The organism is Dactylosporangium sp. CS-047395, from assembly GCF_050942185.1.
GTDB lineage: Bacteria > Actinomycetota > Actinomycetes > Mycobacteriales > Micromonosporaceae > Dactylosporangium.
The window spans coordinates 2,108,361-2,124,075 of sequence record NZ_CP192015.1 but is presented as its reverse complement, the minus strand read 5'-3'; the positions used below and the strand labels follow the sequence as shown (position 1 = coordinate 2,124,075).

Annotated in this window: 16 protein-coding genes; 3 read left to right on the top strand and 13 right to left on the bottom strand. The window is 71.1% G+C overall.

The genetic code is table 11. The annotated features are described in order from the left end of the window. Positions 1-355: 355 nt before the first annotated feature. Positions 356-682 (bottom strand): hypothetical protein, encoded by a 327-nt coding sequence (locus ACQP00_RS09825; RefSeq protein ID WP_433217493.1) that lies wholly within the window; start codon positions 680-682, stop codon positions 356-358. 452 nt (positions 683-1,134) lie between these two features. Then, positions 1,135-2,655, bottom strand: a complete 1,521-nt coding sequence (locus ACQP00_RS09820) for a PucR family transcriptional regulator (RefSeq protein ID WP_433217491.1) — start codon at positions 2,653-2,655, stop codon at positions 1,135-1,137. Between the two features lie 22 nt (positions 2,656-2,677). Here ACQP00_RS09820 and ACQP00_RS09815 point away from each other — a divergent pair, with 22 nt between their 5' ends. After that, the gene (locus tag ACQP00_RS09815) at positions 2,678-3,478 is read left to right on the top strand and encodes a TrmH family RNA methyltransferase (RefSeq protein ID WP_433217489.1); all 801 of its coding nucleotides are present in this window, start codon (positions 2,678-2,680) and stop codon (positions 3,476-3,478) included. On the opposite strand, the gene ACQP00_RS09810 is transcribed toward ACQP00_RS09815, so the two are convergent. Both ACQP00_RS09810 and ACQP00_RS09805 read right to left on the bottom strand, forming a co-directional pair. Next, a complete protein-coding gene (locus tag ACQP00_RS09810; RefSeq protein ID WP_433217487.1) occupies positions 3,475-4,599 on the bottom strand; it encodes an SPFH domain-containing protein in 1,125 nt (374 codons plus the stop codon). The genes ACQP00_RS09815 and ACQP00_RS09810 overlap by 4 nt on opposite strands. Positions 4,600-4,605: 6 nt before the next feature. Beyond that, on the bottom strand, positions 4,606-5,040 hold the full coding sequence (locus tag ACQP00_RS09805; protein WP_433217485.1) for an NfeD family protein: 435 nt from the start codon (positions 5,038-5,040) through the stop codon (positions 4,606-4,608). A 111-nt stretch (positions 5,041-5,151) separates the two neighbouring features. On the opposite strand from ACQP00_RS09805, the gene ACQP00_RS09800 reads away from it, so the two are divergent. Continuing rightward, complete coding sequence (locus ACQP00_RS09800; RefSeq protein WP_433217483.1) at positions 5,152-6,474, top strand: serine hydrolase domain-containing protein; 1,323 nt, start codon at positions 5,152-5,154, stop codon at positions 6,472-6,474. Here ACQP00_RS09800 and ACQP00_RS09795 read toward each other — a convergent pair. Then, entirely contained in the window at positions 6,471-7,022 is a 552-nt protein-coding gene (locus ACQP00_RS09795; RefSeq protein ID WP_433217481.1) for a Uma2 family endonuclease, read from the bottom strand. The genes ACQP00_RS09800 and ACQP00_RS09795 overlap by 4 nt on opposite strands. Positions 7,023-7,033: 11 nt before the next feature. After that, positions 7,034-7,837, bottom strand: coding sequence for a DUF3097 domain-containing protein (locus ACQP00_RS09790; protein WP_433217479.1), 804 nt, complete (start codon positions 7,835-7,837; stop codon positions 7,034-7,036). Between the two features lie 75 nt (positions 7,838-7,912). On the opposite strand from ACQP00_RS09790, the gene ACQP00_RS09785 reads away from it, so the two are divergent. Continuing rightward, positions 7,913-8,695, top strand: a complete 783-nt coding sequence (locus ACQP00_RS09785) for a hypothetical protein (protein WP_433217477.1) — start codon at positions 7,913-7,915, stop codon at positions 8,693-8,695. 128 nt (positions 8,696-8,823) lie between these two features. Here ACQP00_RS09785 and ACQP00_RS09780 read toward each other — a convergent pair whose 3' ends face one another. The 7 genes from ACQP00_RS09780 to ACQP00_RS09750 form a co-directional block, all read right to left on the bottom strand. Continuing rightward, complete coding sequence (locus ACQP00_RS09780) at positions 8,824-9,612, bottom strand: HAD-IIA family hydrolase (RefSeq protein WP_433217475.1); 789 nt, start codon at positions 9,610-9,612, stop codon at positions 8,824-8,826. A 23-nt stretch (positions 9,613-9,635) separates the two neighbouring features. Further along, complete coding sequence (locus tag ACQP00_RS09775; RefSeq protein ID WP_433217473.1) at positions 9,636-10,640, bottom strand: ferrochelatase; 1,005 nt, start codon at positions 10,638-10,640, stop codon at positions 9,636-9,638. A gap of 61 nt (positions 10,641-10,701) precedes the next feature. Further along, complete coding sequence (fabI, locus tag ACQP00_RS09770) at positions 10,702-11,475, bottom strand: enoyl-ACP reductase FabI (RefSeq protein ID WP_433217471.1); 774 nt, start codon at positions 11,473-11,475, stop codon at positions 10,702-10,704. Positions 11,476-11,507: 32 nt separating this feature from the next. Beyond that, positions 11,508-12,212, bottom strand: a complete 705-nt coding sequence (gene fabG, locus ACQP00_RS09765; RefSeq protein ID WP_433217469.1) for a 3-oxoacyl-[acyl-carrier-protein] reductase — start codon at positions 12,210-12,212, stop codon at positions 11,508-11,510. A gap of 435 nt (positions 12,213-12,647) precedes the next feature. Next, a complete protein-coding gene (locus tag ACQP00_RS09760) occupies positions 12,648-13,598 on the bottom strand; it encodes a VWA domain-containing protein (protein ID WP_433217467.1) in 951 nt (316 codons plus the stop codon). Continuing rightward, entirely contained in the window at positions 13,595-14,458 is an 864-nt protein-coding gene (locus ACQP00_RS09755) for a DUF58 domain-containing protein (RefSeq protein WP_433223790.1), read from the bottom strand. The genes ACQP00_RS09760 and ACQP00_RS09755 overlap by 4 nt, the downstream gene beginning before the upstream one ends. Positions 14,459-14,514: 56 nt before the next feature. Next, positions 14,515-15,648 carry an AAA family ATPase gene (locus ACQP00_RS09750; protein ID WP_433217465.1) on the bottom strand — a complete coding sequence of 378 codons (1,134 nt, stop codon included), beginning with the start codon at positions 15,646-15,648 and terminating at the stop codon, positions 14,515-14,517. Between the last annotated feature and the right edge of the window lie 67 nt (positions 15,649-15,715).

Sequence of the window (15,715 nt, the reverse complement as noted above, 5' to 3'; positions counted from 1 at the left end):
AGGCGTCGCGCGGGAGGCGTCGCGCGAAAGCCGCTATACGAGGAAGCCGATGCGAGGAAGCCGATGCGAGGAAGCCGATGCGCGGAAACCGATGCGCGGAAACCGATGCGCGGAAACCGATGCGCGGAAACCGATGCGCGGAAACCGATGCGCGGAAACCGATGCGCGGAAACCGATGCGCGGAAACCGATGCGCGGAAACCGATGCGCGGAAACCGATGCGCGGAAACCGATGCGGAGGAGTCGGGCAGGCAAGTAGCGGGCCCGCCCGGAGGCAAGGTCGTCGAAGCCCCCGAGCGAGCCCGCTACGTCATGGGAACGAGCCGGCGATCGGAAGCCGGCCCATCGTGAGGCGCTCAGCCGTGCCGGTGCCGGCCCTGGTAGTCGGTGGCGCGCAGCAGGTACGTGTTGCCGCGGCCCACCCGGTAGCAGTTGCCCTCGTCCCACAGGCCCCGGCGCTCGCCGATCGTCGCGGCTCGCTCACACGCCTGGCGGCCCCGGACGAAGCCGACCGAGTACGTCCGGCGGTCGGTCCGGTCCCCGCGGTGGCCGTGTGCGTCGCCGTGCGACTGTCCCGGGTTCAGGTGCTCGGTCACCGGCGACTGGCCCTGCGCTCCCGGTGCGACCGACGCGGACGCCGCCGTGCTGGTCAACCCGACCGCGGCGCCCGCCGCAAGTCCCATGCCAACCAGCGTCATCGCCTTGCGTGCACCGCTGTTCATCATGTGCCACCTATCTTTCGGAGATTTCGGATGCCGAGAAAGGTAGCCCACCAAAACGCCCGAAATCGGACTTTAACCTCGTGAGTTCGTCCGGTCTCCACGCTCGGATTTTCATGATCAGCGTTCAAGGCGGCGTACCACTGGCGTGGGATTGCCGATATCCCCGCCGTGTGGTGGCCGCGGCCCGGCGACGCCACGGGCACGGAACTCGCCCGCCGACACAAGCGCGGCCCGGCGATGCCCGTCACGATGCCGCCGACCGCCACGAGGAACGGCGGCCCGGCCGCGCGTCGGTAGCGGCTGACCAGGCCGTTGCTGGCGGCGACGCGGTCGGGGTCGGCGCGGTCGTGCCAAGAACCGGCGTGTCAGCGCCGCACAGGCCGCCTCACCGGTTCGGGGAGAGTGCGTCGGCATCAGCTTCTCAGGGCGTCCAGGGCGAGCAGGGCGACGTGCAGCGAGAGGCAGGCCTGAACGGAGTCGAGGTCGGCGCCGGAGATTTTGCTGATGCGGGACAGGCGTTCGTAGAAGGCCGGTCGGGACAAGTGGCTGTGCTCGGCGGCGGCGGACTTGTTGCGGCCGCAGTCGAGGTACACCCGCAGGACTTCCAAGAGCTGCTCGCGCGGATTGCGCGCGTCGTAGGCCAGCAGAGGGCCCAGTTCCCGCTCCACAAAGGTCTGCAGGCGCGGCTCGTCGCGCAGCATGTGCAGCAGGCCCGCCAGGCCCACGTCGGTCATGCGGACCACGCCCGGCGCCGGGTGCCGCACCGCGTCTGCCACCTGGGCCGCCTCGACCAGGGAGCGGCGGGCCTCGCGCGGGGAGTCCACCGTCTCGCCGGCCGCGATGATGGCGGTGGCGTCCGATTTGTGGACCTTCTCGGCGAAGATGCGCAGCACCTCGTCCGTGGCCTGGGTGATCAGGACTCCGGTCGACTGCCCGTCCAGGCTCGCCACGAGGCCCCTGACCGACATTTCCGACAAGACCCGCTCCGCGACCGTGGCCAGGGCCGGGCGGATCACCACGCCGACCAAGGCTCGGCGCTCCAGCGGCACGCCCAGGGCTCGGGACCGCAGCATGACCTCCTCGACCGGCATCGAGTGGTTCAGCAAGGCCTGCAACAACAGGCGGTGCGGGCCCTCCGGGTCTGGGTCGATCAGGCGGCCCAGTGCGAGGGTGGAGGCGGCCCGCTCGATGAGGATCACATGCCGCGCCTCCGCCGAGGACACCCGCATGAGCAGCCGTCCCCAGTCCTGTCCGCGGGCGCCCACCGTGGTGACCAGCCAGCCGGAGCCGGCGTCGTAGCCGGTGCGGCCCGAAGGGCGGATCGCCCGCGAGTGCGCCTCCCAGCTCGCCAGCAGCAGCTCCGCCGACCCGCCCGCCGCGTCGTGGGCGAGCACTTGGCGGGACAGGTTCTCCAGCACCACCGGGGCGCCGGCCAGCAAGGCCGCCTGGGCCACGACCTCGGCCGGGCCGGCGCCCTCCACCGAGAGGTCGGTGAAGCGCTGGTGGATCTCCTCGGCCGCCCGCAGCTCGGCCAGCTGCGCGTCGATGATCATCGAGTGGACGGCCTCGGTGATGGCGACGAACGGGGTGCCGCGGTGCAGTTCGACCAGCGGCAGGCCCAGACTGTCCGCCGTGCGGACCATGACGGTCGGCAGTCGCTGTGCGTAGCGGCGGCCCATCTCCACGGCCAGGCCGCAGGCGCCGACCTCGGCCAGGTCCGTGATGTACCGCCGCAGCCCCGCCTCGTCCGCCGGCAGCCCGATGCCCGTGGTCAGCACCAGCTCGCCGCCGCGCAGCAGGGTGGCGATGTCGGGGACCTCGGAGCTGTGCACCCAGCGTACGGCCTGGTCCAGACCCCGCTCGCCCGCCACCAAGCGCGGGGCGCCGTTGCGCACCGGTTCCAGCTGCAGCACTTCGCGGACGGTCGGAAACATCAGCGCGGATGGTACAAGCAGAATGGGGCCCGTGGCCGTTTCGATCACCGACCCCGAAGACGAGCGCTTGGCCGACTACCGTGCGTTGACGGACGTCGCCCTCCGCACGCGGTTCGAGCCGCCGAACGGGCTCTTCATCGCCGAGGGCGAGCTCGTCATCCGCCGGGCGCTGAAGGCCGGCTATCGGCCGCGGTCGTTCCTCGTGGACGCCAAGCGCGCCGAGGATCTCGCCGAATTTTCCGATTTGTCGGTACTGTACGCCGCCACCCAGGACGTCCTCGAGCGCACGACCGGATTCCACGTGCACCGCGGGGTGCTCGCGAGCTTCCACCGCAAGCCGGACCGGGGCGCCGGCGAGGTGCTCGAAACGGCCAGGCGCGTGGCGATCCTGGAGGACGTCAACAACCACACCAACGTTGGCGCGATCTTCCGCGGGGCGGCGGCGCTGGGCATGGATGCCGTGCTGCTCTCGCCGTCGTGCGCGGATCCGCTGTACCGCCGCAGCGTGCGCGTCAGCATGGGCGAGGTCTTCGCGGTGCCGTACGCGCGGCTCGACCCCTGGCCGGCGGCGCTGCAGTCGGTGCGCGCGGCCGGGTTCACGCTGCTCGCGATGACGCCGGCGCCGGACGCGATCCCGATGCGCGACCTGCGGCCGGATCAGCGTGCCCGCTCGGCGCTGCTGCTCGGCGCGGAGGGGCCGGGGCTGACGCCGGCGGCCATGCAGGCCGCCGACGTCCGCGTGGTGATCCCGATGCACAACGGCGTCGACTCGCTCAATGTCGCCGCGGCCGCCGCCGTCGCGTTCTACGAACTCTGCCGTTAGGCCTGCTCGCGGTGCTGGCCGGGCTGCGGGTCGAACAGCTCTGACGCCGGGGCCTCCGGGGCGCCGGGCAGCTGCCGGGTGCCCTGGTCGCCGGAGACCTGCGCGGCGGCCGCGGCGGCCTCCGCGTTGGCGGCGGCCGCGGCCTCCTCGGCGGCGCGGCGGGCCTCGAGCACCTCCGCGGACTCCGCCTCCTCGAGGGAGCTCTGGTCGACGTGCCGGCTGCGCTCCTCGTTCGACATCGAGCTGATGCCGCCCAGGGCGCCGCCGATGCCCTCCAGGGCCTTGGTCAGCTCCACCGGGAGGATCCACAGCTTGTTGGACTGGCCGGCGGCGATCTGCGGCAGCGACTGCAAGTACTGGTAGGCCATCACCTTCGAGTCCGGGTTGGCCAGGTGGATCGAGTCGACCACCGTCCGGATGGCCTTGGCCTGGCCTTCCGCGGTCAGAATGCGAGACTGCCGTTCGCCTTCTGCTCGCAGTACAGCCGCCTGCTTCTCGCCTTCCGCGGTGAGGATCTGGGACTGCTTGAGGCCCTCGGCGTGCAGGATGGCCGCGCGGCGGTCCCGCTCGGCGCGCATCTGCTTCTCCATCGAGTCGCGGATGCTCGGCGGCGGCTCGATCGCCTTGATCTCCACGCGGGTGACCTTGATGCCCCAGCGGCCCGTGGTCTCGTCGAGCACGCCGGAGAGGTGCCGGTTGATCTCGTCGCGGCTGGTGAGCGCCTTCTCCAGGTCGAGCGAGCCGATCACGTTGCGCAGGGTGGTGACCGTCAGCTGCTCGATGGCCTGCAGGTAGGAGAAGATCTCGTAGGTCGCGCGGACCGAGTCGACGACCTTGAAGTACAGGACGGTGTCGATCGAGACGACCAGGTTGTCGGACGTGATGACGGGCTGCGGCGGGAAGTTGACGACCGCCTCCCGCTTGTCGACCTTGTTGCGCACCGAGTCGATGAACGGCACCAGAATGTTCAGGCCGGGGGTCAACGTCCGGCTGTACTTGCCCAGCCGCTCGACCACGTACTCGACCTGCTGGGGCACCACCTTCACCGACTTGACGATCGTCGTGATGACGATGAGGGCGACGGCGATGACCAGCACCGCCAGGAAAACGCTTGGATCCACTGGGCCTCAGTCCTTCCACACCATTGCGGTCGCACCCTTGATCTCGATCACCCGGACCCGCTCGCCCTTGTCGAAGGTCTGGGTCGCGTCGTATGGACGGGCCCGCCAGAGCTCCCCGTCAATCTTGATCATGCCACTGTCGTTGTCCACGGGCTCCATGACCAGCGCCATCGAGCCCTCGATGGCCTCGACGCCCATCTGGGTGTCGCGTTCATCGCGGTGCATGTACCGGCGCAGGGTCGGCCGGACCGCCACGAACGACAGCGCGCTCACCAAGGCGAACACGGCGGCCTGCACGGGCTCGTTGGCGCCCAGGGCGGCGGCCCCCGCGGCGGCGAACGCCCCGATCGCGAACATCAGCAGCACGAACGTGGTCGTGAAGATTTCCGCCGCGATGAGCGCGGCGCCGACGATCAACCAGACGATCAGCCAGACATCCACACCTCGATCGTGTCACGCCGATGCACGTATCGTCGCCCTCGGTAGCCGGACGTCGTGGGAACGTTGCAATTGGGCCGCCACCCTCGCGCGCGGTGGACAGTTGGGAGGGTCGTGACCGTGCCGCCCCTGCTGCCCGAGACCACCGCCCGCCTCGACGAGCTGCTCGCCCGCGCCCACGCCGCCGCCCGGGTCCCCACCCTGGTCGCGGGCCTGGTCCGGGACGGCGCCCTGGCCCACGTGGCCGCGGCCGGGGACTACCGGCCCGGGGAACAGTTCCGGATCGGCTCGATCACCAAAACCCTGACCGCCGCACTTGTACTGGCCCTGCGCGACGAAGGCCGCCTGGCCCTCGACGACCTGCTGTACCGGCACCTCCCAGGGACCCCGGTGGGTGCGGTGACCCTCCGCCAGCTCCTCGGCCACGCGGGCGGCGTCCAGCGCGAGCCCGACGGCGGCTGGTGGGAGCGCCACGGCGGTACCGACGTCGACACCTTCCTGGCCACCCTGACCGCCGACAAGGTCGCGTACCCCCCGCTGCACGGCTTCCACTACTCCAACCTCGCCTACGGCCTGCTGGGCGCCGTCGTGGCCCGCGTCGGTGGCGCGGACTGGCGCGAGCAGGCCGAGAAGCGGCTCCTGCGCCCGCTGGGCCTGGACCGCACCACCTACGCCGCCCAGGAGCCCTTCGCCCGCGGGTACGTCGTGCACCCCTGGCTCGACCGCCTCCGCGAGGAGCCCCGCCTCGACGCGGGCGCGATGGCCCCGGCCGGCCAGCTCTGGTCGACGGTCGAGGACCTCTCCCGCTGGGCCGCGTTCCTGGCCGACCCCGACCCGGCCGTGCTCGCTCCGGCGACGGTCGAGGAGATGTGCGCCCCGGTCGTCCTCTCCGACCTGGCCGGCTGGCGCGAGGGCCAGGGCCTGGGCCTGCAACTGTGGCGCCGCGGCGACCGGGTCTTCGCCGGCCACAGCGGCTCCATGCCCGGGTACGTCGCTGTCCTCGCGGTACACCGCCCCTCCCGGACCGCCGTGGTGGCCTTCGCGAACGCGTACACCATGCAGTACCAGGGCGGCCTGTCGGCATTTGGTTTGGACCTGCTGGAAACCGTCCTGGACCGCGAACCGGCCCGCCCGGCCCCCTGGCGCCCCGGCACTCCCCCACCGGCCGCCGTCGCCCCGCTGACGGGCCGCTGGTGGTGGATGGGCCGCGAGTACGAGGCCGGCTGGCTCGACGACGCCCTCGTGATCACCCCACTGACGACGGGCGACGCCCCGTGGCGCTTCGAGCCGGACGGCCCGGCCGCCGACCGCTGGCGGGGCCGCTCGGGCGAGAACGACGGCGAGCTGCTGCAGGTCCGCCGCTCCCCGTCAGGCGAGGTGGTCGCCCTGAACATCGCAACCGCGGTCCTCACCCGCGACCCCTGGCCCGACCTCTAGGAGTCGGCGGCGATCAGCTCGTCGACGGCGATCCGGGCATCGGTGTACGGGACCGGGATGTGCTCTCCAGGCAGGTACTCGACCCGGGTGCGGTAGCCGGTTGCGATGGGGCCGGTGTGCTCGTAGATCGCATCGTGGGTGACCACCCAGTAGGCGGGGTAGCCCGCCTGGCCGTAGAGCCTGGCCTTGACGTTGAGGTCTTGGATTGTGGTCTCATCGGCGACCTCGACGACGAGCAGCACGTCGGCGGCGCTCCACACCGAGAGCCTCGACCCGATCGTTCCGATCGGGTCCGCGTCCGCCCGGCGCACCCAGCAATCGGGGTCGGGGAGCGAACCACCGGTCGGCAGGGTCGAGGTCGTCACCCGCACCCCGGTCCGTGGCAGCAATGCCAGCAACTGGCCGACCGTGTCGCCGTGCCAAGACCCGATGACCACTGGCCAGATCTCTCCCTCGACGAGTTCCACGCGGTGGTCGAACGCCTTGGCTTCCCAGGCACGCACAAACTCGCTCTGACTCCATCGGTAGGCGAGCACGGGCTGGGTCATGGTTGAGAACTTTACCCTTCGTCCGGTTCGGTGACGAAGTCGATCAGGCGTTCCATGGAGTTGATCAGGGGGGTCTCGACGTCGCGGAAGCTGGAGACCGAGGCCAGGATGCGCCGCCACATGTCGGCCGGTTCGGCGACGCCCAGGGCGGCGCACACGCCCTCCTTCCACGGGCGGCCGGGCGGGACGACGGGCCAGGCGCGGATGCCGAGGGCGGCGGGCTTCACGGCCTGCCAGACGTCCACGTACGGGTGGCCGGTGACCAGCACGTACGGGGACTGCACGGAGGCCACGATGCGGCTCTCCTTCGAGCCCGGGACCAGGTGGTCGACCAGGACGCCGAGGCGCGCGACCGGGCCGGGTGTGAAGTCGCGGATGGCGGCGGCCAGCTCGTCGATGCCGTCCAGCGGCTCCACGACCACGCCCTCGATGCGCAGGTCGTCGCCCCAGATGCGTTCGACCAGGGCGGCGTCGTGGATGCCCTCGACCCAGATCCGGCTGCGGCGGGCGACCCGGGCGGTGTGGCCGGACACGGCGATGGAGCCGCTCGCGGTTCGCTGTTTCTGCTGTTGTACCCGCTGAGGGGCCGGACGCACCAGCGTGACCGTCTTGCCCTCCAGCAGGAACGCGGCCGGTTCGAGGGGGAAGTTGCGCTTGTTGCCGTGCCGATCCTCCAGCACCACGGCGCCGAACTCGAAACCGACCACGGCTCCGCAGAAACCCGAGTCGGCGTCCTCCACGACCAGGTCGAGCTCGGCCTCGACGACGGGGACCGCGCGGCGGCGCCGCCAGTCGTTGTTCGCCAGGACGTCCATGGCCGGGAAGCGTATCGGCTGACGGCCTGTTCGCCTGCGAGACATACCGGCACGTCAGCACGTACCCTTGCTCCCATGTCCCCCGCAGCACGCGCGGCGACCCTCCAGGCGCGCCGCTCGGCGCGTTTCGTGGCATGGGTCCGGGCGTGGCGCGCCGGCCTGGTGCCGTGCGACGACGCCGCCGCCGAGATCTCCGGCGACGAGGAGCACATGGTCTCCGACGTCCCCGGCACCTGGACCGACGTGTCGCTCGCCGACGCCCTGGCACAGCTGGCGAAGCTGCACCCGGACGAGGTACGGCTGGTGCTCCCCGCCCCCGGCGACCCCCGCGGCCTGCCGGGCCCGGGGCCGTTCACCGGCGCGGCGCTGCTGGCCGGGGAGGGCGTGGTCGCGGGCGGGCTGGGCTTCGTGCCGGAGGTGCGGCTGCACACGTCGGGTTCGGGCGACGAGTTCGAGACGGTGCGCTGGCAGGTGTACACCCTGCCGGAGGAGCGGCCCGGCAACCACGAGGCGAGCACGGCCGAGGCGGAGGCGGAACTGTCGGCCGAGCTGGCCACCGCCACGCGGACCCTCGCGAAGCTGGACATCGCGCAGTGGCGCCCGGAGCTGGCCGGCGCGATCGAGGCCATCCGCAAGCCCGACGGCGCGACCGACCTGCCGCCCGGCTACGACCCCCGGGCCCGCCGCCTGTACGCGCGGGCCAGCGTCCTCGACCGGGTCCTCGCCCTCGCCGAGCACGCGGCGCCGGGCGGGGCGGTCAACGGCTACGAGGTACAACAGCGGGACGCCGCACTTCGGCCCTTGACCACGGCCTGCCGCCGGGCCCTCGTGGCCGCCTGCAACGCCCCGCTGCTGTGAGCGGCCAGTCGCGGATGGTCTTACTGGCGCTGTGACCTACCCCTCGATGTCCTGAAGAACGGTGGGGGAGCTTCGCTCCACCCACACCCCCTCAAAAGCCGGACCGCAGCGGGGTATCCGGGGGGCGGTCAGACCTCGTCGATCAGTTGGGCTACCGATGGGATGATGCGGGACGGGCGGTAGGGGTAGCGCTCCACGTCCGCCGCCGTGCTGATGCCGCTGAGCACCAGGATCGTCTCCAGCCCGGCCTCCAGACCGCACAGGACGTCGGTGTCCATGCGGTCGCCTATCATCGCCGTGGTCTCGGAGTGCGCGTCGATGCTGTTGAGCGCCGAGCGCATCATCATCGGGTTGGGCTTGCCGATGAAGTACGGCTCGATCCCCGTCGCCTTCGAGATGAGCGCCGCGACCGCGCCACAGGCCGGCAGCGCGCCCTCGTTGGACGGTCCGGTGGCGTCGGGGTTGGTGCAGATGAACCGGGCCCCGTCGTTGATCAGCCGGATCGCCTGGGTGATGGCCTCGAAGGAGTACGTCCGGGTCTCCCCCAGCACCACGTAGTCGGGTTCGGTGTCGGTCAGGATGTACCCGACCTCGTGCATCGCCGTGGTCAGCCCGGCCTCGCCGATGACGTAGGCGGTGCCGCCGGGCCGCTGCGTGTTGAGGAACTCGGCGGTGGCCAGCGCGGAGGTCCAGATGGCCGACTCCGGCACGTCGAACCCTATCCGGCGCAACCGGGCCTGCAGGTCGCGCGCGGTGTAGATCGAGTTGTTGGTCAGGATCAGGAACGGCTTGCCCGATGAGCGCAGCCGGTTGACGAACTCCGGTGCGCCCGGCACGGGGACGCCCTCGTGCACGAGGACCCCGTCCATGTCGGTGAGCCAGGACTCGATGGGCTTGCGTTCTCTCACACGCACCATGCTCCCTCGTAAACGTTTCGAGCCTATGCGCGTTTCGGTGACGCGCAGCAGTCAGCCGGACAGAAATCCCAGGTCGGCACGGTCCCGAGCGCGTGACGCACATTACTGTGAGCAAGGACGCGCTCGTCCACCAGCTGCCGGACCATGTCCACGAACCGCGGGTCGGCGCCGGGGGTGCCCGCTCGCGCGTACGCCAGGCCGAGCCGCTCCGCCGTCGCCTTCGCCTCCTCGTCGAGGTCCCAGGCCACCTCCAGGTGGTCCGAGATGAAGCCGATCGGGCTCACCACCACCTCGCTCACCCCGTCCTTGGCCAACTGCTCGAGGTGGTCGTTGATGTCCGGCTCCAGCCACGGCACCTGCGGCGGCCCGGACCGGCTCTGCCAGACCAGGTCCCACTCCAGTCCGGGCGCGGCCGCGGCGGCGACGAGCGCAGCGGTCTCGCGCAGCTGGGCCACGTAGCGCCCCTGCCCGCCCGGCCCGCTGGCGGCGTTCATCGCGGTCGGGATCGAGTGCGCGGTGAAGGCGATCCGCGCCGGTGTACTGCCCGGCAGGCTCGCCAGCGCGGCCCGCACGGCGTCGGCGTGCGGCGCGATGTACCCCGGATGGTCGTGGTAATGCCGGATCTTGTCGATGACGGGCGCGCCGGGCACCTGCGCGCGGGCCCGCTCGATGTCGTCGAGGTACTGCCGGCACGACGAGTAGGAGCCGAACGGGCTGGTGACGAAGGCGAGCACATGCTGTACACCGTCATCGCGCATCTTCTCGACGGTGTCGGCGAGCATCGGGTGCCAGTTGCGGTTGCCCCAGTAGATCGGCAGGTCCAGGTGGGGCCGCAGGGCCTCGATCAGCTCGCGGCACTGCGCGTTGATCGGGGAGACCCCGCCGAAGTGCCGGTAGTGCCCGGCGACGGCCTCCAGGCGCTCGCGCGGGATGCCCCGGCCGCGGGTCACGTTCTCCAGGAACGGCAGAACGTCGTCCTGACCTTCCGGGCCACCGAACGAGAGCAGGAGGAACGCGTCATAAGCCACGTGTTCATTCTGCCCCCGCCCGGATCCGGGGCCCCGCGCGGAGCCCCGGGTCAGCCGGTCGTCAGGAGGTGCCACCGATGGCGTGGTACCCGCCGTCGACGTGCACGATCTCGCCCGTCGTGGCCGGGAACCAGTCCGACATGAGCGCGCAGCACGCCTTGCCCGCCGCGGCCTGGTCGTAGAGGTCCCAGCCGAGCGGCGCCTGCTTCGACCAGGAGTCCTCGAACACCGCGAAGCCCGGGATCGACTTGGCCGCCATCGTGCGCAGCGGGCCCGCGGCCACCAGGTTCACCCGGATGCCGCGCGGACCGAGCTCGCGGGCCAGGTAGCGCGAGGTCGACTCGAGGCCGGCCTTGGCCACACCCATCCAGTCGTACACGGGGTAGGCGCGCGTGGCGTCGAAGTCCAGGCCCACGACGGAGCCGCCGGGGCCCATGAGCGGCAGGCAGGCGACCGCCAGCGACTTGAACGAGAACGTCGACACGTGCACCGCGGTGGCGACGTCCTCCCACGGCGCGGTCAGGAAGTCGCCGCCCAGGCAGCTGGCCGGGGCGAAGGCGATCGAGTGCAGGACCCCGTCGAGGCCGTCGACGTGCTCGCGCACCTTGTCGGCCAGCCCGTCGAGGTGCTCCTGGTTGGTCACGTCGAGCTCGATGACCGGCGCCTCCTCCGGCAGCCGCTTGGCGATGCGCTCGACCAGCGACAGCCGGCCGAAGCCGGTGAGCACGACCTTGGCGCCCTGCTCCTGGGCGAGCCGCGCGGCGGCGAAGGCGATCGACTGGTCGGTGATGATCCCGGTGATCAGCAGCCGTTTGCCCTCGAGAAGTCCTGCCATGGTTTCCGGAGTCTCCTTGTGGAAGAAGTGGTTCAGTGGCCCATGCCGAGGCCGCCGTCGACGGGGATGACGGCGCCGGTGATGTAGGCCGCGGCGTCGCTGGCGAGGAACGTCACCACGTCGGCGACCTCCTCCGGCTTGGCCATGCGACCCAGCGGGATGCTTTTCTTGTACTCCGCCTGCGTCGCCTCGGGCAGCACCGCCGTCATGTCCGTCTCGATGAACCCGGGCGCGACCACGTTGGCGGTGATGTTGCGGCCGCCGAGCTCGCGGGTGATCGAGCGCGCCATGCCGACCAGGCCGGCCTTGCTGGCGGCGTAGTTGACCTGGCCGGGGCTGCCGTAGAGGCCGACGACCGAGGAGATGAAGACGATCCGGCCCCAGCGGGCGCGCAGCATCTTGCTCGCGGCGCGCTTGGCGCAGCGGAACGAGCCGGTGAGGTTGGTGTCGATGACCCCGGTGAACTGCTCCTCGCTCATGCGCAGCAGCAGCGTGTCCTGGGTGACGCCGGCGTTGGCGATCAGCACCTCGACCGGGCCGAGCGCGTTCTCCACCTCGGTGAAGGCGGCGTCCACGGCGGCGCTGTCGGTGATGTCACACTGCACGCCGAAGAGACCCTCCGGAGCGCCGGAACCGCGGTGCGTCACCGCGACACGGTCCCCCTGCTTGGCGAACGCCTGCGCGATCGCCAGTCCGATGCCCCGGTTCCCGCCGGTGACCAGCACGGTCCTCGCCACGGTGCCGCCTTTCTGGAAGAGCTGCGAATGCTGTACGGAGACTAGGCGTTACCGAATGGTAGGACCCACTGGGCCGGGTGGCGGATGCCGGGCGGAGCGGGTGGGCGTACGATGTACTCGTTCACGAATGCCCGGCCGCAATGACGGCTGGGCTCGTTCGCTGCCCGTCCGGCACGGCAGCTGCTCCCAGGAGGTGATCGCTGTGCGAAGTAGCGATCCCTCCAGTCGTGGCCGGTAGAGCAACCGAAGCACCCGCCACGGCTTCCGTGTGTCTGTTCTCTCGTTCTCTGTTGAGACAACACCCGTTGGAGCTTGTCGTGAGCCGTTTTGTCGCGCCCGTGGGCTTTTTCCTGGCCGCCGTCTGGGTGGCCGCGCTCTTCTACATGGTCGGCGCCCACTGATGAGGCGCCGACCGTAACCCCCGCGCTTTCCCGATCAGGGCAGTCGCGAGCCCCACAGCAGGCTCAGCGCGCCCGCGCACAGCGCCATCAGGAAGCCGAAGCCGAGGTACCACTGGGTGATCTCCTTCGGCTTCGTGCGGTAGCCGATGGAGCTGCCCATGTCGGAGTAGACCCGCTTCAGCTCGTCCTTGCTGGCGGCCTCGTAGAAGTACCCCTTGGTGACCTCGGCCACCTTCTGCAGCGACGGGCGGTCGACCGGCACCCGCTGCGGGGTGTTGCCGATGCGCACCACGCCCTCGTCGGTGCCGAAGGCGATCGTCGAGACCGGCACGTTGGCGGCCGAGGCCGCCGCCGAGGCGTCCTCCAAGGACCGCCCGGCGGTGCGGAACCCGTCGGAGAGCAGCACGATCCGGGCCGGGGGCGGGCCGTTGGCGCCGTCGGCGGGCACCGTGCGGATCGCGTCGAGGCTGGTGAAGACCGCCTCACCGGTCGCCGTGGACTCCTGCAGGGTCAGCCCCGCGATGGCCTGCATCACCGAGCTGCGCTCCTTGGTCGGCGAGACCAGCACGCTGGCGGTCTTGGCGAAGGAGACCAGCCCGACGTTGAAGCTCGCCGGCAGCTGCTTGACGAAGTCCTGGGCGGCCGACTTCGCCGCCTCGATCCGGGTCGGCGCGACGTCCGTGGCCTGCATCGACAGCGACACGTCGATGGCCAGCATGATGGTGGCCCGTTCCAGCGGTTCCTTGGTGTCGTACGACGGGCGCGTCATCCCGAACGCCAGGATCACCAGGCTGAGCAGGAACGCCGCCGCGCTGATGTGCCGGCGCACCCCGATGCCCTTGGGGACCAGGCTGCTGAGCAGGTCGACGTTGGTGAAGCGCACGGCGAACGCGCGCCGGTGCAGCTGCCGCCAGACGTACACGCCGATCACCGCGGCAACGGGGATCAGGGCGAGCAGCCACCATGGCGAGAGCAGTCGGATCATCGGGTCGTACCTCGAGTTCGAGCGTGTCGCTGGGCCGCGACGAACCGGACGATGTCCAGGAGCCAGTCGGAGTCGGTGCGCAGCCGCAGATGGGCCGCGTTCGCGCCGCGCAGGGCCGAGGCTATCTCGGCGCGCTGGGCGGCGGCCGCGTGCGCGTAGCGGTGCCGCAGTTTCGGGTCCGCCGTCTGTACCTCGTGCATGCGCCCGGTCTCGGGGTCCACGAGCGCGATGACGCCGACGTTGGGCAGCTCCAGCTCCCGCGGGTCGACCACCTCGACGGCGAGCAGGTCGTGGCGGACGCCGAGCTTGCGCAGCGGGCGGGCCCACTGCTGCGGCGGGGTCATGAAGTCCGAGATCACCACGGCCAGCCCGCGCCGGCGCGGGGGCCGGTTCAGCATGTCGATGAGCGCGCCGAGGTCCGCGCGGCCGGGCCGGCCCCGGGTGAGCGCGATGGTGCGCAGGAGACCCTGCGCGTCCTTGCGGCCGGGGCGGGCGGGGAGGCGGGTGAGGGCTTCGGCGGTACCGACGACGGCTCCTATGCGGTTGCCACCCCTGACGGTGAGGTGCGCGAGGGCGGCCGAGGCGGCGATCGCGAGATCGCGCTTGAGGTAGTTGGCGGTGCCGAAGTCCAGGCTGGCGCTCAGGTCGACGGCGAGCCAGGTCTCCAGTTCCCGGTCGGCCACGGTCTGGCGCACGTGCGGCAGCGTGGTCCGCGCGGTGACCGGCCAGTCCATGCGCCGCACGTCGTCGCCCGGGCGGTATTCGCGCGACTCGCCCGCCTCCGTGCCCGGCCCCGGCAGCAGGCCCAGGTAGTCGCCCTGGAGCAGTCCGTCGAGCTTGCGCGTGACGAGCAGTTGCATGCGGTTGAGGACGACCTCCGCGCGGGCGTCGTCCAGTCCGGTACCGCTTTCGATCTTCACCGACCCGGCCAGGTGGTGATCGTCGTCGTCGCGGGCAGGCCCGGCTGCGGGCCGCCGGGCTGCCCGGCCTGGCCGTTCGGCGCCGTGGTGGCCTGCTGGCGGGGCGCGACGGTGGGCGGCGGCACGGCGGCGAGGACCCGGCGCACCACGTCGTCCGCCGGGATGTCGTCGGCCAGCGCGTCGTAGGAGAGCACCAGCCGGTGCCGCAGGATGTCGGGGGCAATGTCCTGCACGTCCTGCGGCAGCGCGTAGTCCCGGCCGCGCAGCAGGGCGAGGGCGCGGCAGGCCCGCACGATGCCGAGCGAGGCGCGGGGGCTCGCACCGTACTGGATGAGGTGCGCCATGTCGCCCAGCCCGTGCTCGGCCGGGTTGCGGGTCGCGACCACCAGCCGCACCGCGTAGTCCACCAGCGCGTTGTGCACGAAGACGTCGTCGGCCTTGTCCTGCAGCGCCATGAGCTCCTGGGTGGTGAGCACCGCCTGCGGCTCCGGGGTCTTCACGCTGACCCGGTAGACGATCTCGCGCTCCTCGGCGTCGGTGGGGTAGCCCACCTGGATCTTCATGAGGAACCGGTCGCGCTGGGCCTCGGGCAGCGGGTAGACACCCTCCTGCTCGATCGGGTTCTGGGTGGCCATGACCAGGAACGGGCGGGGCACCTCGTACGTCTCGCCACCGACCGAGACCTGCTGCTCGGCCATGACCTCCAGCAGCGCCGACTGCACCTTGGCGGGCGCACGGTTGATCTCGTCGGCGAGCAGGAAGTTCACGAACACCGGCCCGAGCTCGACGTCGAACTTCTCGCTGGACTGCCGGTAGATCCGGGTGCCCACGATGTCGGCCGGGACCAGGTCGGGTGTGAACTGGATCCGGGAGAACGTGCCGCCCACGACCCGGGCGAGGGTCTCCACGGCGAGCGTCTTGGCGACGCCCGGCACGCCCTCGAGCAGCACGTGCCCGCGGCTGAGCAGCGAGACGAACATCCGCTCGATCATCCGATCCTGGCCGACGATCACCCGCTTGACCTCGAACAGGGCGCGTTCGAGCACCGTGGCGTCCTGAGCGGGGGTCGAGACAGGGTTGCTCGGCTGGGTCACCGGTCCTCCACGCGCGTTTCGTCTATTTCCGATCAACCTAACGTCGGAACAAACCTAACGTCGGCCAACCTAGCGTCGCACGGCGCGGCGACCGATCGCGACC